The sequence below is a fragment of the Paracidovorax citrulli genome (assembly GCF_900100305.1).
GTDB lineage: Bacteria > Pseudomonadota > Gammaproteobacteria > Burkholderiales > Burkholderiaceae_C > Paracidovorax > Paracidovorax citrulli.
This window is the reverse complement of record NZ_FNEY01000027.1, coordinates 56,931-76,133: the sequence shown is the minus strand read 5'-3', so window position 1 is coordinate 76,133 and position 19,203 is coordinate 56,931. Positions and strand designations below refer to the sequence as shown.

17 protein-coding genes are annotated in these 19,203 nt (G+C 70.3%); 3 read left to right on the top strand and 14 right to left on the bottom strand.

Features of this window, described 5'->3' with window-relative positions:
• Nucleotide 1 precedes the first annotated feature (1 nt).
• On the bottom strand, nt 2–1,819 hold the full coding sequence (locus tag BLR99_RS17120) for a methyl-accepting chemotaxis protein (protein ID WP_064503687.1): 1,818 nt from the start codon (nt 1,817–1,819) through the stop codon (nt 2–4).
• Between the two features lie 296 nt (nt 1,820–2,115).
• Between BLR99_RS17120 and BLR99_RS17115 the strand changes: the two genes are divergently transcribed.
• Nucleotides 2,116–2,964 (top strand): creatininase family protein, encoded by an 849-nt coding sequence (locus tag BLR99_RS17115; RefSeq protein ID WP_046059947.1) that lies wholly within the window; start codon nt 2,116–2,118, stop codon nt 2,962–2,964.
• A 29-nt stretch (nt 2,965–2,993) separates the two neighbouring features.
• On the opposite strand, the gene BLR99_RS17110 is transcribed toward BLR99_RS17115, so the two are convergent.
• Nucleotides 2,994–3,668: a histidine phosphatase family protein gene (locus BLR99_RS17110; RefSeq protein ID WP_011797454.1), complete on the bottom strand. Its 675-nt coding sequence runs from the start codon at nt 3,666–3,668 to the stop codon at nt 2,994–2,996.
• 166 nt (nt 3,669–3,834) lie between these two features.
• Here BLR99_RS17110 and BLR99_RS22715 point away from each other — a divergent pair, with 166 nt between their 5' ends.
• Entirely contained in the window at nt 3,835–4,380 is a 546-nt protein-coding gene (locus BLR99_RS22715; protein ID WP_133246132.1) for a hypothetical protein, read from the top strand.
• Nucleotides 4,381–4,412: 32 nt separating this feature from the next.
• On the opposite strand, the gene BLR99_RS17100 is transcribed toward BLR99_RS22715, so the two are convergent.
• The 7 genes from BLR99_RS17100 to BLR99_RS17070 all read right to left on the bottom strand — a co-directional run bounded on the left by BLR99_RS17100 (nt 4,413) and on the right by BLR99_RS17070 (nt 10,809).
• Nucleotides 4,413–5,432, bottom strand: a complete 1,020-nt coding sequence (locus BLR99_RS17100; protein WP_011797452.1) for a threonine dehydratase — start codon at nt 5,430–5,432, stop codon at nt 4,413–4,415.
• A 67-nt stretch (nt 5,433–5,499) separates the two neighbouring features.
• On the bottom strand, nt 5,500–6,237 hold the full coding sequence (locus BLR99_RS17095; RefSeq protein WP_011797451.1) for a VOC family protein: 738 nt from the start codon (nt 6,235–6,237) through the stop codon (nt 5,500–5,502).
• Nucleotides 6,234–7,118 carry a PhzF family phenazine biosynthesis protein gene (locus BLR99_RS17090; protein ID WP_011797450.1) on the bottom strand — a complete coding sequence of 295 codons (885 nt, stop codon included), beginning with the start codon at nt 7,116–7,118 and terminating at the stop codon, nt 6,234–6,236. Before BLR99_RS17090 ends, BLR99_RS17095 begins: the two co-directional genes overlap by 4 nt.
• Before the next feature lie 147 nt (nt 7,119–7,265).
• Nucleotides 7,266–7,886, bottom strand: coding sequence for a glutathione S-transferase (locus BLR99_RS17085; protein WP_046059949.1), 621 nt, complete (start codon nt 7,884–7,886; stop codon nt 7,266–7,268).
• Between the two features lie 4 nt (nt 7,887–7,890).
• Nucleotides 7,891–9,087 carry an aminotransferase-like domain-containing protein gene (locus tag BLR99_RS17080; RefSeq protein WP_011797448.1) on the bottom strand — a complete coding sequence of 399 codons (1,197 nt, stop codon included), beginning with the start codon at nt 9,085–9,087 and terminating at the stop codon, nt 7,891–7,893.
• A gap of 127 nt (nt 9,088–9,214) precedes the next feature.
• Nucleotides 9,215–10,213, bottom strand: a complete 999-nt coding sequence (locus BLR99_RS17075) for a DMT family transporter (protein ID WP_011797447.1) — start codon at nt 10,211–10,213, stop codon at nt 9,215–9,217.
• Nucleotides 10,210–10,809, bottom strand: a complete 600-nt coding sequence (locus BLR99_RS17070) for a LysE family translocator (protein WP_011797446.1) — start codon at nt 10,807–10,809, stop codon at nt 10,210–10,212. Before BLR99_RS17070 ends, BLR99_RS17075 begins: the two co-directional genes overlap by 4 nt.
• A gap of 177 nt (nt 10,810–10,986) precedes the next feature.
• Here BLR99_RS17070 and BLR99_RS17065 point away from each other — a divergent pair, with 177 nt between their 5' ends.
• A complete protein-coding gene (locus tag BLR99_RS17065) occupies nt 10,987–12,447 on the top strand; it encodes an aminotransferase-like domain-containing protein (RefSeq protein WP_011797445.1) in 1,461 nt (486 codons plus the stop codon).
• Nucleotides 12,448–12,665: 218 nt separating this feature from the next.
• Here BLR99_RS17065 and BLR99_RS17060 read toward each other — a convergent pair whose 3' ends face one another.
• From BLR99_RS17060 to flgJ, 5 genes are all read right to left on the bottom strand, one after another.
• Nucleotides 12,666–13,166 (bottom strand): hypothetical protein, encoded by a 501-nt coding sequence (locus tag BLR99_RS17060; protein WP_017439147.1) that lies wholly within the window; start codon nt 13,164–13,166, stop codon nt 12,666–12,668.
• A 533-nt stretch (nt 13,167–13,699) separates the two neighbouring features.
• The gene (locus tag BLR99_RS17055; protein ID WP_011797443.1) at nt 13,700–14,929 is read right to left on the bottom strand and encodes an HDOD domain-containing protein; all 1,230 of its coding nucleotides are present in this window, start codon (nt 14,927–14,929) and stop codon (nt 13,700–13,702) included.
• A gap of 72 nt (nt 14,930–15,001) precedes the next feature.
• Nucleotides 15,002–16,288, bottom strand: coding sequence for a flagellar hook-associated protein FlgL (gene flgL / locus BLR99_RS17050; protein ID WP_011797442.1), 1,287 nt, complete (start codon nt 16,286–16,288; stop codon nt 15,002–15,004).
• Between the two features lie 42 nt (nt 16,289–16,330).
• Entirely contained in the window at nt 16,331–18,259 is a 1,929-nt protein-coding gene (gene flgK / locus BLR99_RS17045) for a flagellar hook-associated protein FlgK (RefSeq protein ID WP_011797441.1), read from the bottom strand.
• A gap of 16 nt (nt 18,260–18,275) precedes the next feature.
• Entirely contained in the window at nt 18,276–19,178 is a 903-nt protein-coding gene (gene flgJ / locus BLR99_RS17040; protein WP_011797440.1) for a flagellar assembly peptidoglycan hydrolase FlgJ, read from the bottom strand.
• Between the last annotated feature and the right edge of the window lie 25 nt (nt 19,179–19,203).

The window sequence follows — 19,203 nt, the reverse complement described above, 5'->3', positions numbered from 1 at the left end:
GTCAGAAGGTTTCCCAGTCGTCGTTGCCGGACCCGGCGGCCCTGGCGGGGGCGGGAGCGGCCGGCTGCTGGGCAGGAGCGAGTGCCGGGCGGGTGGCGGCCGGCGCAGATGCCCGGGCGGGCTTTGCCGGTGCGGCGGCGATGCCGGGAGCCGTGCGCTGCGCGGCAGCCGGTGCCCTGGCATGCTGCAGCGCGGCGGAGGCGGCGCGGGCGGTATCGCGGCTGCGCGACTGCGCCTGTGCGATGACGGCCTGGGAGGCACTGGCATCGACCTGGAAGACGCTGACGAGCTGCACGAGGCGCGCGGCCTGGGAGTTGAGGCTGTCGGCGGCGGCGGCGGATTCCTCCACGAGCGCGGCGTTCTGCTGGGTGACCTGGTCGAGCTGGTTGACGGCGTCGCTCACCTGGGAGATGCCCTGCTCCTGCTCGTGGGTGGCCGCTCCGATCTCGGCGATGAGGTCGGCGACGCGGCGGGCCTGCTCGACGATCTCTCCCATGGTGGTGCCGGCCTCGCCCACGAGCTGCGAGCCGGTCTCGACCTTGGAGACGCTCTCGCCGATGAGGGCCTTGATCTCCTTGGCGGCCTGTGCGGAGCGCTGCGCGAGGGTGCGCACCTCGCCGGCGACGACGGCGAAGCCCCGGCCCTGCTCGCCGGCGCGTGCGGCCTCGACGGCGGCGTTGAGCGCGAGGATGTTGGTCTGGAAGGCGATGGAGTCGATGACGCCGATGATGTCGCCGATCTTGCGGGAGGAGGCGGTGATGTCCTCCATGGTGCGCACGACGTTGCCCACGACGTCGCCGCCGCGCGCGGCGGTGGCGGAGGCCGAGGAGGCGAGCTGGGAGGCGGTGCGCACGGTGTCGGCGTTCTGCTTGACGGTGGAGGCCATCTCCTCCATGGAGGCGGCGGTCTGCTGGAGGTTGGAGGCCTGCTCCTCGGTGCGCTGGCTGAGGTCGGCGTTGCCGGTGGCGATCTGGGAAGCGCCGGTGGCGATGGATTCGCTGCTGTGGCGGACTTCGGAGACTACTTTAGCGAGGTTGGCGCGCATGGCGCCCATGGCGGCGAGGACGGAGGAGGAGTCGCCGGGGCGCAGGTCGACGTGGACGGCGAGGTTGCCGCGGGCGACCTCCTGGGCGATCCGAGCGGCGTAGGCGGGTTCGCCGCCGAGCTGGCTCTTCACGCGGCGCGTGATCGACCAGGCGACGAGCGCGCCGATCGCAGCCGACAGCACTGCCAGCACGATCATGGTGTTGCCGGCGGCGGTAGCACCGCTGCTGGACGATTCCGCCATGTCCGTGGTCACCTTGCGCTGGTAGGAGATCATGTCCTCCACGGCCTTGAAGTAGACGTTCTGCGCGGTGCGCATCTCGCCGAGCACCACCGTGCGCGCATTCGCCAGGTCGTTGGCCAGGCCGAGCTTCGCCGCCTTGTCCACGGTGCCCAGGAATTGCGGGCGCGCCTCGGCGATGCGGCCCATGAGCGCGCGGCCTTCGGCGGAAACCACCCGCTGCTGCAGCGCGGCCATGATCTGCGAGGTGTCGGAGACCACGCCATCGAGCCGCTTCTTCTCTTCGGCCATGGCGGCCTCGTCTTCCAGCAGGGCCAGGTTGCGTACCGCGCGGGCGACGACGTTGGTGTTGTCCTTGACCTGCTGGAGCTGCAGCAGGATGTCCATCCGCTCCTTCGACAGGGCATGCAGGGTCTTGCCGGTAGAGTCGAGCTGGAAGCGGCCATAGGCGGCGACCATGAAGCTGAGGCCGATGACGATGGCGAAACCGATGCCGAGCATGGTGCCCAGCCGGATGTTCTTCAGAAACTGCACGGGTTCTCCCAAGAATACTTTTTGTAAAAGATTCTGGGAAAGTTATCACCACGATAGCCGTTGTGTATTGATTTTTTTAATGTGGTTGGGCTTTTAGAGCTAGAAGATAAAAAACGGTCAACTTTTCCGCGCTGGGCCGGGAAAAACGCTTCCAAGGCGCCACTGGCTACTTCAGCTCATGTGTTCAACGTCACCATGTGATAGGGCGCAAGAAAAATGCGAATAATGCGAAAAATGGAAGGGTGATCGTCCTGGCCCGACATACTGTCGCGCTCGCAAGGCTCCCGGGCAGGGCGATGCCCTACCATCCACGCATGGCGTATCCCTCCCGTTTCTGGGCTGACCTGTCCACCCGTGATTTCTCCGAGGCGCAGGCTTCGGGCCTGGCCGCGCGCACCGTGGCGGTGCTGCCGGTGGCGGCCGTCGAGCAGCATGGGCCGCACCTGCCGCTGGGTGTGGATGCCACGCTGCTGCGGGGCGTGATCGACGCCGCGCTGCCGCTGCTGCCGGCGGATCTGCCGGTGCTGTTCCTGCCGCCGCAGGACGTGGGCTTCAGCACCGAGCACACGTCGTTTCCCGGAACGCTCACGCTGTCGCCGGCCACGGTGATGGCGCTCTGGAGCGAGCTGGGCGCCTGCGTGGCGCGCGCCGGCGTGAAGAAGCTGCTGCTCTTCAACGGCCATGGCGGGCAGGTGAGCGTGATGGACATCGTGGCGCGCGAGCTGCGCCAGCGCCACGGGCTGCTGGTCTACAGCGCGAGCTGGTTCAGCCTGCCGCTGCCGGAGGCGGTGCAGGGGCTGTTCAGCGCCGAGGAGCACCGCTTCGGCATCCATGCCGGGCAGATCGAGACCTCGATGATGCTGCACCTCGCGCCGGACACCGTGCGCATGGCGCATGCCGGCTGCTTCCGCTCCACCTCGCAGGACCGGGCGGAGCGCTACGCCATCCTGGGCAACGGCCGCAGCGCGAAGATGGGCTGGGCGATCGAGGACTATCACCCGTCGGGTGCCGTGGGCGATGCGGCCGGAGCCACCGCCGGGAAGGGCCGCGCCGTGGTCGAGGCCGCCGCGGCGCAGTTGGCTGTGCTGCTGGGCGAGATCCACGACCTGCCGGAAGGTACGCTGGCCGGGCCGCCCGGGGGCTGACGCGCGGGCAGGCCGGCCGGTGGCGGCGCTCAGGCGTGCGTCGCCCAGCCCGCGTGTTCGGGCGTGTCCAGGTGCGGCAGGGTGTTGAAGGTCTGCAGCGTCAGCCGCTTGGGGGCGATGCTGAATTCGGTCACCGCGGTGTTGCGGATGCGCATGTTGAGGGCGATGGTCACCTCCGGAGGGGTGGAGAGCACCGCGCCCACGGCGGTGGAGATCGGCCCGCCGCTGGAGACCAGCAGCACGTTCTGGCCCGTGTGGTGGCGCCGCACGTGGTCCAGCACGGCACGCACGCCGTCCGAGAAACCCGTCCAGCTCGGCATGCCGGCCGGGCTGATGGTGCCGCCCATCCACTGCGCGAGCGCATCGCAGAGCAGGCGGAAGTGCTTGCGGTACAGCTCGGGCGTATCCGCGGGCGGCAGGGGCTGGGGATGGATGGCCGTGATCAGGGCGGCGCTGTCGTATTCGTTGAGCGCGGGCAGGGCCTGCAGCGGCTCGGGCGCGGCCTGCAACCCCTCGGCGATGCCCGCCAGCGTCTGCGCATGGCGGCGCAGGGTGCCGGTATAGACGGCATCGAAGCGCATGCCGCGCTCGCGCCAGTAGGTGCCCAGCCGCGCCGCCTGCTCGTGGCCGCGCGGGCTGAGCTGGTCGTAGTCCTGGGCGCCGAAGGAGGCCTGCGCATGGCGCACGAGGTAGAGGGTTCCCATGCGTGGAATTCTCCGATGCGATGTGCGCCGCCGTTTGTCTCCCTCGCGACGGCATGTTCGCGAGGCCACGCATTGCTTCGCGGGACGATGACCGGCAGCTGGATCGCGCATTGCATGATCCGGCACGGAAAGCGCCACCCGGCACTTGTTCAGCAGATATGCATTCATGAAGCCCGTAGGAAATTTCAGCAATCCGTACGCTTACTATCGCGGACAAGGCTCCTCAGGCAGTCCCACCTCCGGCACGAGCCCGGACGCATCTCCCGCGCATTCGCAGGGGGCTTCAAGCCATCCGACACTGAGCCGCAGCAAAGCCCACAAATATGAAGGCAGCCCCGACGACGGGACGCTGCGGCCGCGGAGGATGCTGCCGCCGACGAGTTTCACGGCCGACACGGTGGGCGGGAGCGGGCTTGCAACCAGAGTGAAAACCTCGAGCAGCGATGCGGAAGCGATCAACCGCCACGCTCAGCGTCTGCTCGAAATCCACGGACGCACGCTGCCACCCGATGTCCAGGCTGGACTGCTGGCAGGCATTTACTATGAGAGCAAGGAAGTCCATAAAGGCCTGTTCCAGCGAGCCAGGACGGCACAGAAGGAAGCGAATATTCGCATGGGAAAGGCGGTTCTCGAAACCTACCAGACCATGGTGGAGGAAGGCCACAAGCCATTCAAGGAGCGTAAAAACTACGTCCAGCTGAGTGACCGCTGATCGTTGATCGCTGGCGGTCGTCTGCCGCCCCGTCAATGCGCAGGGGCGCCCAGCACATCCCCGAATACCTGCCTGTCCACGTTGCCGCCCGTGAGCGGCAGCCCGACCACCTGCCCGGCGATCCGGCCCCGCTCCTGCAGCGCGGCCGCCAGGGCGGCGGCGCCCGCTCCCTCGGCGACGTTGTGCGTGTCGGCGAACAGCGCGCGCATGGCGGCGGCCACCTCGTCGTCGGTCACGCGCACCACGTGGTCCAGGCCGGGCGCGAGGATGGCCAGGGCCTCCGGGTCCGCCACGCGGCAGGCCATGCCGTCGGCGAGCAGCGTGGACACGGGCGCCTCCACCACGCGGCCGGCGGCGATCGAGTCCGCATAGGTGGTGGCGTGGGCGCTCACCACGCCCACGATGCGCACGCCGTGCCCCAGCGCCCGCTTCGCGGCGAGGGCCGAGCAGGCGCCCGAGCCCTGCCCGATGGGCACGTAGGCCACGTCCATGCGCGGCACGGCGCGCAGGAACTCCCACCAGTAGGTCGCCACGCCGCGCAGCAGGTCGGCATGGAAGCTCGGCACCATGTGCGCGCCGCGCCCGGCGGCCAGCTGCATGGCGTGCTCGCGCGCTTCCTGGAAGTCCTGCCCTTGCTCGATGAGCGACACGCCCAGGGCACGCATGGCGGCGTTCTTTTCCACCGAGCTGCCGTGCGGCACGACGATGGTGCATGCCACGCCGTGGCGGCGCGCGGCCCAGCCCAGGCTCTGGCCATGGTTGCCGCGCGTGGCGCTGATCACCTCGCGCGGCATGTCCCCGCGGCGCGCGAGCTGGTCGAAATACGTGAGGCCGCCGCGGATCTTGAACGCGCCCACGGGCGTGTGGTTCTCGTGCTTGATCCAGCACTCGGCGCCCAGGCGCTCGCCGAGCAGCGCCCAGCGGTACTGCGGCGTGGGAGCGAAGTCGGCATAGACCACCTCCGCCGCGGCCTCGATGTCGGCGAGGCTCGGCAGCGCGGCGTGGGGCCGGGCGGATGCATCGGGCGCGGAGGCGGGCAGGGCGGCGTTCATGGCGTGGCCTTTCGTTCGGTGAAGAGGATCTTGCAGTAGTGCCTGCGGGGGACTGCGCAGGCGAAGATCATGGGCGGCTCTCCGAAGGCAGGGACGTGCAGGTGGCGGTGCCGAGCGGCGTGGCGAAGGTCGCCACGAGGCGCGGCGCGGAAGACCGCGCGGCGGGCGCACGCAGCAGCCCGTGCACGCCCGCCGCGGCGCAGGCGGTCTGCAGCGCCGCGGCATCGGGGTGCTCCAGCTCCAGCGACAGCAGGGTGACGCCGCTGTCCGGCAGGCTGTGGCACGGATGGCGCTCGCCCCACCGGATCAGCGTGGGCAGGCAGCCGTCCATCAGCCGCGCGCCGTCGGGCCGCACGGTGATGCGCCACTCCAGCAGGCCGAACGGCGTCGGGCGCCCGGCGGTGATGATCTCGCCCCGGTCCACGCCGCGCGCGGCCAGCGCGGCGTGCGCGGCCGCGATGTCCGGCACCGACGCCACCCAGTGCACCAGCTGCGGGCCGTGCCGCGCCACCTGGGCGCGCAGGGCCCCGTCGTCCATGTCGAACCACCGGCGGCGGCCCGGGGGCAGCGACGGCCGCGCCTGGGGGGCGATCGCAATGATCTCCAGGTAGGCGCGCGGGTGCGCGGGGCCGGAAATGTTCAGCAGCCGGTTGTGGGTGCCCATGAGCGGGTGCGCGCCACCCGCCGCGGGCTCCACCCCCAGCGTTCTGCGGCACCAGCGGCTGCCCTCGTCCAGCGAGGCGGCCATCACCACGAGGTGATCGACGCACGCGGCCCGGGCCGGATCGAAGGTCGCCGGGCTCACAGCAGCACCTGCCCGTCCACGCAGGTGACGGAGCCGCCGCCCACCCAGATGTGCTCGCCGTCCTGCTCCACGTGCACGCGGCCCGCACGGCCCAGGGCGGTGCCCTGACTGGCGATGTAGCGGGTCGGCGCGAGGTGGGCGCCGATCAGCCATTGCGCGAGCGCGGCGTTCAGGCTGCCGGTCACCGGATCTTCGGCCAGGCCGTTGTGGCCGGGGAAGAAGGCGCGCACCTCGAAGTCCGGCAGATCCGCGTCCGCCTGCCCGTGGCTGCCGATCACGCCGACCTTGCCGCGCGGGCCCACCACGCCCACGTCGAGCGTGCCGAGCACGGCCCCGTCGGGGCGCAGCGCGAGCACGGCCTCGGCCGAGGAGAGCATCACGCCGCGCCAGTTCGGGCCGTTGTCGCACCAGGCGTGGCCCACGATGTCGGTGCGCGCGACTCCCAGGCCGCGGGCGATCAGTTCCACTTCGGCCTCGTCCAGCGGGCCGCTCTTGATCAGCGGCGGGGCCGCGAAGGCCAGCCGGTGGCCGTCCTGCCGCAGCGTGACCCGCCCCACGCCGCATTCCTGCACGATACGGCCCGGTGTGCGCGGCTGCCCGCCGGCCTCCAGCCAGGCATGGCAGCTGCCGAGCGTGGGATGGCCCGCGAAGGGCAGCTCCCGGCCGGGGCAGAAGATGCGCACCCGGTAGTCGGCGCCCGCCGCGCGGCCTTCCTCGCTGGGCGGCAGTAGGAAGGTGGCTTCGGAGAGGTTGGTCCAGTTCGTGAAATGCTGCATCTCCTCGGTGGCCAGGCCCTCGCCGTCGAGCACCACGGCCAGCGGGTTGCCGAGGTAGGGGCGCTCGGTGAACACATCGACTTGCTTGAAGGGGCGCTGGCGCATGGGGAGGGCTCCTGTGGAAAAACGAACGGACAACGGACAGGCAACGGCGCACGACGGGGCAGCATCCGGACCGTGCGGGCGCGGCCCTTCCCGGCGGCCGTTCTGGCCGCCGTGGCATCGGAAAAACTGCCGCCGCCGCGGGCAGCGTCAGGCGAGCGGCTGGTCCAGCACGCCCAGGGCGCCACTGCGCGCGCGCAGCGCGGAGAACCAGCGCTCCAGGTGCGGCCGCGCGGGGCGCTCCTGCGGCAGGCCCCACCAGCGGTGGATCTCGCAGCCCACGGGGATGTCCGCCATGGTGAAGCGGTCGCCCGCCAGGTAGGCATGCCGGGCCAGGTGCGCGTCGAGCAGCTCCATCAGCGGCTCGGTCGCCGCCACCGAGCGCGCGATCGCCTCCGGGTCGCGCTGCGCCGCGGGCGTGCGGATCCACTGCAGGAAGGCATCGCGGCCGGCCGGGTTGAGGGTGGTCTGCTGCCAGTCCATCCACTGCTCGGCGAGGAAACGCGTGGGCAGGTCTTCCGGATAGAGGTCGCCCGGCGCATGGCGCGCGCAGAGGTAGCGCACGATGGTGTTCGATTCCCAGAGCGTGGTGCCTTCGTCCTCGATGAGCGGCACCAGGCCGTTGGGATTGAGCGAGAGGAACTGCGCTTCGCGCACGAGCCCGAACTGGCCGCCCGCGTCGGTGCGCTGCAGCTCCAGCGACAGCTCCTGCGCGGCCCAGACGACCTTGCGCACGTTGATGGACGACGTCCGTCCCCAGAGCCGCAGCATGGCGTCAGGCCTCCACGGACTGGGGCAGGCGCGCGCGGATGGCGGCGGCCAGCGCGGCGATGCCGTCCTGGATCTGCTGCGCGCTCGCGGTGACGAAGGACAGGCGCAGCGTGCGCGCGTCGGCATTGTCCGCATAGAACGCCGCGCCGGGCACGAAGGCCACGTTGCGCTCCACGGCCTCGGGCAGCAGGTCCAGCGCGCTCATGCCTTCCGGCAGGCGCGCCCAGAGGAACATGCCGCCGTCGGGGCGGTTCCAGGTCACGCCCAGTCCCTGCATCTCGCGGTCCATGGCCGAGAGCATCGCGTCGCGCTGCTGCTTGTAGAGCGCGCGGATGGTGGGCACGTGGCGGTCCAGGAAGCCGCCCTTCATCACCTCGGCCACCATGCGCTGGTTGAATCCGGGGGTGTGCAGGTCGGCCGCCTGCTTGGCCTGCAGCAGCTTGGGGTAGAGGGCGCGCGGGGCCACCAGGAAGCCCAGGCGCAGGCCGGGGGCCAGCACCTTGGAGAACGAGCCCAGGTAGATGCAGCCTTCCGGGTTGCGGGCGGTGAGCGGCAGCGGCGGGGGCTGGTCGAACCAGAGGTCGCCGTAGGGGTTGTCCTCCACCAGCGGCAGGCCCAGCTCGGCGGCTTTGGCCGACAGCGCTGCGCGGCGCGCCTCGGTCATCGTGCGGCCCGTGGGGTTCTGGAAGTTGGGCAGCAGATACATGAAGCGCGCGCGGTCCGCGCCCGTGCCCACCTTGGCGGCCAGGTCGTCCACCAGCGGGCCTTCGTCGTCGCTCGCCACGCTGTGCACGTCGGGCTCCATGGGCGTGAAGGCCTGCAGGGCGCCGAGGTAGGTCGGGGTTTCCACCAGCACGCGGCTTCCCGCGTCGATGAGCACCTTGGCCACCAGGTCCAGGCCCTGCTGCGAGCCGGTGGTGATCAGGATCTGGTCGGGCGACACGTCCCAGGGCAGGAAATCCGCCACGGCCTCGCGCAGCGGCAGGTAGCCCTCGCTCGCGGCGTACTGCAGCGCGGAGGCTCCGTCGTTGCCCAGCACCGCCGCGCAGGCCTGCGCGAAGTCATCGACCGGGAAGGTCTTGGGGGAGGGCAGGCCGCCCGCCAGGCTGATGATGCCGGGCTTCTCGGTCACCTTCAGGATCTCGCGGATCACCGAGGGGTTCATCTTCGCGGCGCGTCGGGCCAGGGTCCAGGTCGTCATGGAAATCATCTCCTGCGGCAGGCCCGTGGAAGGAAAGGCCGTGCCTCGTTCGTGTGTCGTCATTGTCGAAAAAAGCCGTCGTGCGGCCGGTCGGGGGGCAAGGGGTGGGCCCCGCCAGGAAAAGAGCTTAACTGCGCGGCGGTCCTCCCGGGGCGGCGGGCACTGCGGGGGCGCGCTGCCCGGCGGGCGCGCGGCGGCCGATGAGAACCGTGGCCATGACGGCGAGCCCGAATCCCAGGCTCGCCGCATCCAGCCGTTCGCCGAGCAGCGGCACGGCGAACAGCATGCCCAGGAACGGCTGCACCAGTTGCATCTGGCTCACCCGCACGGTGCCGCCCAGGGCCAGGCCCCGGTACCAGGCGAAAAAGCCCAGCCACATGGAAAACACCGATACGTACGCCAGGGCCGCCCAGGCGGCTGGAGCCACGGACGCCGCGGCATCGGGCGAAGGCGCGAAGAACCAGGCCGCCGGCAGCGCCACGGGCAGCCCCATCACCAGTGCCCAGCAGATCACCGCGCCGGCCGGCATGCGTTGCGACAGGCGTCCGCCGATGCCGTAACCCACGGCCGCGCAGAGCACGGCAGCGAGCAGCAGCAGATCGGCCGGATGCAGCGCCAGCCCGCCGCCCTCCGGACGCCGCAGGGCGAAGGCCACCACCAGCGCGGTGCCCGCCAGCGCGCAGAGCCAGAAGCGTGCGGAGGGCCGCTGGCGGTGCAGCAGCGCCCCCACCAGCGCGGTGGCCAGCGGCAGCAGCCCGATGACCACGCTCGCATGCACCGCCGCCACGTGGCGCATGGCCAGCGAAGTCAGCAGCGGGAAGCCGAACACCACGCCCAGCGACGTGACCGCGAGCGGAAGCCAGTCCGCGCGGGCCGGCAGCGGCGCGCGCTGCGCCAGCAGCAGCGCCACGGACAGCAGCCCCGCGATGGCCGCGCGGGCGATGGCGACGAAGGCGCCGGGCAGCTGCGGCGCCTCCGGCGTGCCCACGGCCAGCCGCGTCATCGGCAGCGTGAGCGCGAAGATCGCCACGCCCAGCAGGCCCCAGAGCAGGCCGCGCGTTTCAGGGGAACGCGCCGCCACGGGCTGCGGCGCGGGGGATGCCGTGGATGCGGGCACGGTGCTCATGCCGTCGCCATCCAGGCGGCGGTGGCCGCGAGCACCGCCGCCATGCCGCGGTTGAACCAGAGCAGGCGGGCGCCCCGGGCCAGCCACTGGCGCAGCAGCGCGCCGGTGGCGGCGTAGAGGAAATTGCTCGCGAAGGCGAACACCACCATGACGGGCACCACCACCGCGAGGCGCGGCAGGCTGTCGGGCCGGCCTGCCACCCAGCCCGCCACGATGGCGAGTGCCAGCAGCCAGGCCTTGATGTTCACGAACTGCAGTGCGGCGCTGGCCCAGAAGCCCACGTCCATGCGGGCCGTGTCGGCATCGGCGAGCCGGCCGCTGCGCGAGAGCTTCCAGGCCAGCCACAGCAGGTAGGCGATGCCCACCGCCTTGATGGCGGTGCGCAGGGCCGGCATGGCCACCACCAGGCCGCCGATGCCCGCGGCGCACACCAGCAGCAGCGCCGACCAGCCCAGCGGCACCGCGCACACGAAGCGCATGGCGGGACGCAGGCCGCGGTTGGCCGCGATGGCGGTGGACAGCGTGGTGTTCGGGCCGGGGGAGAAGCTCATGGCGGCCGCCAGGACCAGGAGTGCGGTGAATTCGACCAGGGGCATGGGAGTGGCGGAGTTGCGGGCGGGGCACGTGGGGTTACGGGACCCACTGTAGGCATGATTCCGCTACAGTGCCAATACAGACAGCTGCACAAGTGCATGAACTGTGCCGGTGCGTAGAGCAACACAGTTCCACTCCGCCATCCCACACCGCCGCTCGCATTCCCCCGAAAGGCTTCCATGCTGACCCGCACGCCCGACCGCACCCTGACCGAGCAGCTCGCCGAGCGATTCGCGGAACGCATCCGCAGCCGGCTGCTGCCCGTCGGCGCGCGCCTGCCGTCGGTGCGCGAATGCGCGCGGCAGCAGGGCGTGAGCACCCACACCGTGGTCGCCGCCTACGACCAGTTGCTGGCGCAGGGCCTCGTGGAGGCGCGGCGCCAGCGCGGATTCTTCGTGCGCGACGCGGTGCAGCGGCCTCCGGCCCCGGTGCCGGGCGCCCCTGTCGGCGCACCGCCTGGCGGGCCGGCCGCGGGGGCCTCGATCCTCGGCGCCGCCGCGCTGCCGATGTCGGGCTCGCACATCAATGCCACCACCCTGATCCGCGGCATGTTCCACCAGGCCTCGTCCAAGCCCCAGCCCGGCGCCGGCGTGTTCCCGCCGGACTGGCTCGAAGACGCGCGCTTCATGTCCGCCGCCGTACGCCGAGTCACCGCGGGGCGTGCGCTGCAGGACGGCTCCCTGGTCTATGGCGAGCCCCGCGGCGATGCCGGGCTGCGCGCGGCGCTCGCACGGCGGCTGGCCGACCTCAGCGTGCCGGCGGAGCCCGCGCAGATCATCACCACCGTCGGCGCCACGCATGCGCTGGACATCGTGAGCCGCACCCTGCTGAAGGCCGGCGATCCGGTCATGGTGGAGGAGCCCGGCTGGTCGGTGGAGTTCGCGCGGCTCGATGCGCTGGGCATGCGCGTGCTGCCCGTGCCGCGCGGCCCCGAGGGACCGGACCTGGACGTGATGGCGCGCTACTGCGAGGCCCATGCACCCAAGCTGTTCGTGAGCGTGAGCGTGCTGCACAACCCCACCGGCTACAGCCTGTCGCCGGGCCACGCGCACCGCATCCTGCAGCTGTCCCACCGGCACGGCTTCCACATCGTCGAGGACGACACCTACGGACACATCGCCCCCGACCACGCCACGCGGCTGTCGGCCCTGGACGGGCTGCGCCGCACCATCTACGTGAACGGCTTCGCCAAGATCCTCGCGCCCAACTGGCGGGTGGGCTACCTCGCCGCGCCCGAGGGCCTGGTGGAGCGGCTGCTGGACACCAAGCTGCTGTCCACCCTCACCACGCCTTCCATCCTCGAGAAAGCCCTGGCCCAGTGCATCGAGCAGGGCCAGCTGCGCCGCCACGCCGAGCGCATGCGCCTGCGCCTGGCCCAGGCGCGGGCCCGCAGCGTGCAGATCGCGCTGGAGGCCGGGCAGCGCTTCGCGGCCGAGCCCGCGGGCATGTTCGGCTGGGTGGAGACGGGCGTGGACACCGACATGCTCGCCCAGCGCATGCTCGACGAGGGCTACCTCATCGCGCCCGGCGCGCTGTTCCATGCCACCCGCCGGCCCTGCACGCTCATGCGCATCAACTTCACGACCACGCAGGACCCGGGGTTCTGGAAGGTGTTCCAGCGCGCGGCACGGGGCCTCTGACCGGGTTTCAGGACCGCATCGGCATGACCAGGATCTCGCAGACCACCCGGGGGGCATCTTCGCGGCGCGTTGAGCCCGGGGCCAGGTCGCCATGGAAACCATCTCCTGCGGCAGGCGCGTGGAAGGAAGGGGCCGGGCCTTACCGCCCGTGGGAGCGCCCGGCGGTGCCATTGCGGTAATGGCTGCCACCGGGTCGTGGCTTCATCCCCGGGCCGGAGTCAGCGGATGATTTCCAGGTACTCGTCGCCTTCCTTGAGCTTGTAGGAACCATGCTCGCGCAAAATCGGTGTCGGTTGGAGGCAGTCGTAGATGATGTCCTGGCCGCCGACGCGCTCCAGGACGACCGAGTGCCCTCCCGAAGTCTTCCCCTCTACCCCGACCAGGGCAAGATCGGGCAATTCGCTCCAGTCGTCTGCCTGGTGATAGCATTTGCTCGTGATGCCGAACTCCGCGAGCACTTTCTTCGCCGCCAGAAAGCCCATTCCCTTTTCCGGGTTGAAGCCTGCGACCCGCACGGCAGCGGCCCGTGCCGCCGCATAGTCCACGCCAGCGATGGTGGCAATGCCCGCGACCACGCATCCGCCTTCACCGATGTCGCTGAAATGCCGCAGCGTGGCACCCCGCACGGACTCGGGCCACTGCAACACGACCTGACAGGGGGCATCCGCATGATCGGTGCTGACGGGTACGTACCAGTCTCCCGGGAGCCCGGGGAACATGCCGTGGTTTTCATGCTGCGATGGTGGCGGGGTCTACTGTTCCGGTGGCGGGGTCCACTGTTCCGGTGGCAGGGTCCACTGTTGCGGTGGCGGGGTCCACTGTTCCGGTGGCGGGGTCCACTGTTCCGGTGGCAGGGCCCACTGTTGCTGTGGTGGGGTCCACTGTTGCGGTGGCGTGTCATAGGCTGACATGTGCGACGGCGAAGCGTCGTGCTGCCCCCACCGGGGGGGCAGTGCGCTGCGCATCTCGTCGAATGAAAACGCCTGGGATGTGCGCTGGGAGGAACTGCTCTCGGCGTTTGAGTCGACTCCCGTCGCGCTGCGGAGGACGTTGTAAGAAGCAAGGTTGTAACAGAAATCCATAATCACTGCTGTTCAGGAAAGACAAAGGCCTGCCGGTCCCGGTCGCAAGCCGAATGATCGGCAGGTGTACAAGACGGGATGGTGGCGGGTGACGCCTGTGCGGTAAGGCATCACGCGTAATGTCTTGGCGGCATCCGAAGCAGAGGCCCCCCGCAATGGCAGGCACGGCGTCATCGCCCCGCCGGCCGCTCCACCACCAGGTCCGAAATCACCCGCAGCAGCCCCCGGTTGATTTCCTCCAGGTCCATCTCGTGCGTCTCGCAGAGCTGGCGGATCGGGGCGGCGTCCTCGGATTCGAGCGCGCAGGCCATCTCCAGGCTGGCGGCATAGGGCCCCTGGTGCAGCACGGCCGCATCGTAGATGCGCTCGGACAGCGGAAGGCGCCGCAGGATGGCGCCCAGCGGCTCGGACAGCAACTCTCCCAGCTGCGACAGCAGCCCGCAGAGATAGACCTCGCGCCGCAGGTCGTTCTCCACCCCGGCGTCGAGCAGGCGCTCGGTCAGGTGCGCGCGGATCACCATGGACTCGCGGATGGGCTGCAGGTTGGGATCGGTGCTCGCATGCGGAAGCTGGTCGCCCAGCCAGCGCTGGAGCGACCCGTAGCCCATCATCACCAGCCCGCGCCGCAGCGAATCCACGCCCGTGCGCAGCCCCAGCGCGGCGGAGTTGGTATAGACCATGAACCGGTAGGCGAGCAGGGGGTCCTCGCCGAGGATCTGCTCGAAGGCTTCCAGCGACTGCTCCGCGTCGATGGCCCGCATCAGCTTGTGCACGGTCTCGTGGGCGGGCTGCAGCTGCTGGTGGCGCAGGCTGTAGAGCACGTCTTCCGAAGGCCACCCGGCGATGGCGAGCGCGCCGTGCCGGTCCAGGCAATGCTCCATCAGCGGGCGGCTCGCGATGTTCTCGTAGATCTGGCCTGCGATCACCGGGCTGGGCTGGGCGGGGGCGCCGCGGACCGGGCCGCCGGCCGCGCGCAGCGCCGCCATGGCGTCCGTGGCCGACAGCGACAGCAGGCTGTTGTCGAAGCAGGCCGCGACCTCGGCCGGCGGCAGCCGGTCCAGCGCGCCGCGCCAGACCAGCTTCAGGCCCCGCTGGTGCGCCGCGCGCACGCGCTCGAAGACGCCGGAGTCGGACAGCCACGCGTCGGGCACGCTGATCCAGGGCGACCCACGCGGCGCCTGGGCGAGCAGGTCGATGAGCAGTTGGGGGCTCTGCGGCGACAGCAGCAACGGCGGCGAGCCCGCGCTCCAGAGTTCCTGCAGCGTGCGCAGAAGGTGCGGCGCATCGACCATGGCTTCGCCAGCGGTATGCACGTGCAGCTGCACGGCCGCGAGCCGGCGTGCTGCGTTCCAGAGGGGGCGGTAGCCCAGGATCAGGCTGCCGAGGACGGATTGGACCATGGGTGGGCTTTGCGGTGTGGCCGGGCCCGGCGGAGTGCGCGGGGCCAAGGCTCCCCGCTTGTCTCGTTCGGCTTAGCCGATGTAGTTGAAGAGCGACAGCTTTTGCACCTGGGCATAGGACTGCAGCGCCGCCTGGTAGCCGGTCTGGTTGTTCTGGAAATCGGAGATGCCCTTGATCATATCGAGATCCTCCGCGCGCGAGCGGTCCGCTTCCAGCTGGTCCGCGCGCTTGCCCTGGTCGCCCGTGATGCGGTCCGCCCGGTTGAGCAGTTCGCCCGCGTAGCCGCGCATGTTGTGGATGCGCTCCAGGCCGATGTCGATGTTGTTCAAAGCCTGGCCCACGGCCTGCGCGGCGGCATTGCTGTTGCTCGCGCCGCCGATGTCGCGCACGGCCTGGTCGATGCTGCTGAAGATGCTCGCGCTGGGCTTGAGCGAGATGGTGTCGCCGTTGGCGGGCGAGAAACTGTAGGTGCCGTCGTTCTGCTTGACAGGCGTGCCGGTGATGTTGAACGTCACGCCTGGAATGCCGGTCACCGCGATCGACACGGGCTTGTCCGCCGGGAAGTCCGGCACCGTGACGGGCGCGGACGCCACGCCCGTGGTGGTGTTGGTGATCGTGTACGTGGCGGTGGTGGTGCCGGGTGTCGCGCCGGGGCCCACGCCGCTGAAGACGATCTGGTAGTCGTCGCCCGTGACGAGGGCGGTGTTCACCGCCTTCACGCCATCGGTGGTCAGCGCGCGGCCCGTGGGGATGTCGCTCACCGAGGCGGTGTACACGCCGTCGCGCTTGGGCTGGAACATGAACGCGGATTCGCCGTCCAGCGACAGCGGCAGCGAGGTGGCCGACCCCGAGGCCTGGCCGGGCAGCCCGGCGAAGCTGTAGTCGGGGCTGCCGGACTGCGGGCCCAGGAAAGGCGCCAGTGCGCTGCCGAGCGCGCCCAGCAGCGGCAGGCCGTTCGTGTCCTTGCGGTTGACCATGTCGGAGAGCTGCTCGCGCAGGCCCTGCACCTGGTTCATGATGGTCTTGCGGTCCTGGGGCTTGAGCGAGCCGCCGCCGGCACTCACGATCAGCTGGCGCAGTTCCTGCACGATGTCCACCGCCTGGCCGAGCGTGGATTCGGCCTGGGTGACGGTGTTGCGCGCGTTCTCCAGGGCCCGCTGCTCGCTCTGCACTCGCGAGATGCGCGTGATGGCGCGCTCGGCCTGGGCCGCGGCCACGGGGTCGTCGCTCGCGCGCACCACGCGCTTGCCGGAGGTGAGGTTCTCCTGCAGGTTCGAGAGCGCGGTCTGGCGCTGCGACAGGTTGCGCAGTGCGTTTTCGTACTGGTTGGCGCTGGCGGTGCGGTAGAAGGTGCTCATGGCGTGCTCGGTAGGACCGGAGGCGGTGCGGCGCGGGCGGCGTCAGCGCATCGTCTGGATCAGGTTGTCGAAAATGCTCTGCGCGATCTGCAGCACCTTGGCCGATGCCTGGTAGGCCTGCTGGTACTGGATCAGCTTGGCGGCTTCCTCGTCCAGGTTCACGCCCGACACGGCGGTGCGGTCGCGTTCGAGGTTGGTGGAGATCGTGGCCGAGACGTCCGACGCGTACTTGGCGTTCTGCATGCGCGTGCCGACCTGGGCCATGAGGCCCGCATAGCCGTCGCTCATCGTGGCGTCGTCGAACATCTTCACGTCGCCGAGCGCATCGATCGCCGAGGCGTTGCCGGCATTGCGCTTGTAGGCATCGCCATACTGCGCGTCCAGCACGTTGCCCACCTTCACGGTGTCGCCCGTGCCCGGCGTGCCCTTGAGCGTGATCTGCCACCCGTCGATGGTGATGGGCTGGCCCGGCGTATAAGCGAGACCCGTGGTGCCGGAGGCCGGCACCGTCGATCCCGTCACGCCGTAGGTGGAGGGCGGTCCCGCGGTGAAGGTGAGGGTCACGCCGCCCGGCGTCGGGGGGGCGGTGTAGGGGCTGGTGGCGGCCTTCACGGAACTGAGCTGCAGCGAGCCGGCGTTCGCCGCGCCCATGGAGGCATTGACGGGGCTCGCTGCGGCGAGGTCGCGCGGCGACAGCACCTTGGCCTCGATGTCCCGCGCCGCACTGCTGAACGGCCTGAACATCACGCGCTCGCCGGTGGCGCCCGCGGTGGTGAGGTTGAACGTGAGCCCGTCGATCTGCTGGCCCGCGAGGTTCGCCAGGCTGGTGAAGGCGGTGGCCTTGCCGTCGGACAGGCGCACCACCTGGCCCGCGGGCGGCGTGGTGAAACGCACCTCGTAATCGGAAGCCGCGAATTTCGTCGCATCCGTGAACGCCACGGTGCCGACCGCCGTGCCGTTCGTATAGCCCGGCATGCTGGCGGGCACGGTGAACAGGTCCTTGCCGGCTTCCCCGTCCAGCGTGAGGCCGAGCTTGTGCTGCGCGTTCATCGTCATGCCGATGGCCTGCGCCATGCGGCCCAGCAGGTTGCGGCCCTCGGCCAGATCGTTGTTGTGGAAGCGCAGCAGGCCGGAGAGTTCACCGCCTCCGAGCATGCCGTCGTCCAGTTCGATGGGCTTGATGCCGGGCGGGCTGAAGTACACCTTGAGCTGCCCGCTGCCCGGGAACATGCTCGATTCCTGCACCTGCAGCGGCGTGGCCGTGGTGCCCAGCACCAGCGGCTGGCTGCCCGCCACGAACAGGCCCACGGTGCCGTCGTCCGCCGCCACCTGCGTGGTCTGCACGTACCGGTTGATCTCGCGGATGATCTGGTCGCGCTGGTCCAGCAGATCGTTGGGCGTCTGCCCGTTGCCCTTCACGCGCGCGATCTGCTCGTTCACGCTCGCCATCTGCTTGGACAGGGCGTTGAGCGCGTTCACGTCGCCCGTGAGCTGTTCCTTCACGGTGTACTGGATCTCGTCCAGGCGCCCGGCCGACGAGCGCATGCGCGCGGCGGTTTCGTCCATGCGGGTGATGGACACCGTGCGCGCGGTCATGTCCATGGGCGAGGCCACCACGTCCTTGAACGAGTTGAGCATGTCGGTGATGGCCGCGCCCAGCCCGCTGGTGCCGCCGCCGAACACGTCCTGCATCTGCGACAGCCGCTCCGCGCGCGTCTTGTCGGACGCCTGCACCGAATCCGCGGCCGCCGCCTGCCGCGTGAGCAGTTCGTTGTGGTTGCGCAGGATGGTCTGCACGTCCACGCCCTGGCCGATGTAGCCGCCGCCGGTGAACTGTCCCTGCACCGTCTGCAGCGACAGCGTCTGCCGCGAGTAGCCCGCGGTGTTGACGTTGGCGATGTTGTGGCCGGTGGTCTGCAGGGCCACCTGGTTGGCGAGAAGGGCGCGCGCGCCGACGTTGAGCAGACTCATGTGCGTTCACCCGCCTTCATGCCGAGGGCCCCACGCGCAGCGTGCTGTGGATGGCCCGGCTCAGCTTGCTCGCGTATTCCGGGTCGGTGGCGTAGCCGGCCTTCTGCAGCTCGGCGGCGTAGGCCACGGCCGAATGCGTCTTGCCGCGCGCCTTCTCGTAGCGTGGGTTGTCGTTGATGAGGCGCGCGTAGTCCTTGAAGGAGTCCTCGTAGGAATCGTAGGCGCGGAACTTCGCCGTCACCTTGCGCGGCGTGCCGTTGATGTATTCGGTGGTGGTGATCTCCGCCACCTTGCCCGTCCAGCCCTTGCCGGCCTTGATGCCGAACAGGTTGAACGAATTGCTGCCGTCCTTGCTGCGGATCTCGCTCTTGCCCCAGCCGGTTTCGTGGCCGGCCTGGCCGAGCATGAAGCTCGCGGGAATGCCGCTTTCCTGCGCCACGCGCTCGGCGGCCTCGCGGTGGTGCTGCACGAAGCCGTCGCGGCCCTTGGGCGCCGGTGCGTAGGCGTTGGCCGCCGCGGCGGCGCGGGCCGGCGAAGGGGCCTGCATGCTCAGCGTGGAGGGGGGCGAGAATGCCGGCGCGGCTTCCTGGCCGCTGCCGATCTGGCGCGTGAGCTGGCGCTGGATGGCTTCGGAGAGGCCGCCCTGCAGGCCCGACATCTGTACCGAGAACTGCTGGTCGAGCATGTCCTGGCCCAGGTTGCCCTGCTCGCCCTCCATCAGGCCCGACTTCATCGTCGCCTCGCGCATGCTCTTGATCATCTCGCGCATGAACAGCGATTCGAACTGCTTGGCCGCTTCCTTGGCGGCCTTCGGGTCGTTGCTTCCGGCCTGGAACTTCAGCGCGTCCAGCGAGCGCGCGTCCACCGCCAGCGCGTTGGAGGCCGTGGCGGGGGCGGAGGAGGTCAGGCTGAGCGACATGGCGGTCTCCCGGCGGTCATGCGGA

Excerpts from the sequence above, each read along its gene's own strand:
- flgL (WP_011797442.1), bottom strand. The coding sequence starts at position 16,288 with ATGAGCACCTTCTACCGCACCGCCAGCGCCAACCAGTACGAAAACGCA.
- flgK (WP_011797441.1), bottom strand. The coding sequence starts at position 18,259 with ATGAGTCTGCTCAACGTCGGCGCGCGCGCCCTTCTCGCCAACCAGGTG.
- BLR99_RS17080 (WP_011797448.1), bottom strand. The coding sequence starts at position 9,087 with ATGACGACCTGGACCCTGGCCCGACGCGCCGCGAAGATGAACCCCTCG.
- BLR99_RS17065 (WP_011797445.1), top strand. The coding sequence starts at position 10,987 with ATGCTGACCCGCACGCCCGACCGCACCCTGACCGAGCAGCTCGCCGAG.
- BLR99_RS17055 (WP_011797443.1), bottom strand. The coding sequence starts at position 14,929 with ATGGTCCAATCCGTCCTCGGCAGCCTGATCCTGGGCTACCGCCCCCTC.
- flgJ (WP_011797440.1), bottom strand. The coding sequence starts at position 19,178 with ATGTCGCTCAGCCTGACCTCCTCCGCCCCCGCCACGGCCTCCAACGCG.
- BLR99_RS17110 (WP_011797454.1), bottom strand. The coding sequence starts at position 3,668 with ATGGGAACCCTCTACCTCGTGCGCCATGCGCAGGCCTCCTTCGGCGCC.
- BLR99_RS17100 (WP_011797452.1), bottom strand. The coding sequence starts at position 5,432 with ATGAACGCCGCCCTGCCCGCCTCCGCGCCCGATGCATCCGCCCGGCCC.
- BLR99_RS17085 (WP_046059949.1), bottom strand. The coding sequence starts at position 7,886 with ATGCTGCGGCTCTGGGGACGGACGTCGTCCATCAACGTGCGCAAGGTC.
- BLR99_RS17090 (WP_011797450.1), bottom strand. The coding sequence starts at position 7,118 with ATGCGCCAGCGCCCCTTCAAGCAAGTCGATGTGTTCACCGAGCGCCCC.
- BLR99_RS22715 (WP_133246132.1), top strand. The coding sequence starts at position 3,835 with ATGAAGCCCGTAGGAAATTTCAGCAATCCGTACGCTTACTATCGCGGA.
- BLR99_RS17070 (WP_011797446.1), bottom strand. The coding sequence starts at position 10,809 with ATGCCCCTGGTCGAATTCACCGCACTCCTGGTCCTGGCGGCCGCCATG.
- BLR99_RS17060 (WP_017439147.1), bottom strand. The coding sequence starts at position 13,166 with ATGTTCCCCGGGCTCCCGGGAGACTGGTACGTACCCGTCAGCACCGAT.
- BLR99_RS17115 (WP_046059947.1), top strand. The coding sequence starts at position 2,116 with ATGCCCTACCATCCACGCATGGCGTATCCCTCCCGTTTCTGGGCTGAC.
- BLR99_RS17075 (WP_011797447.1), bottom strand. The coding sequence starts at position 10,213 with ATGAGCACCGTGCCCGCATCCACGGCATCCCCCGCGCCGCAGCCCGTG.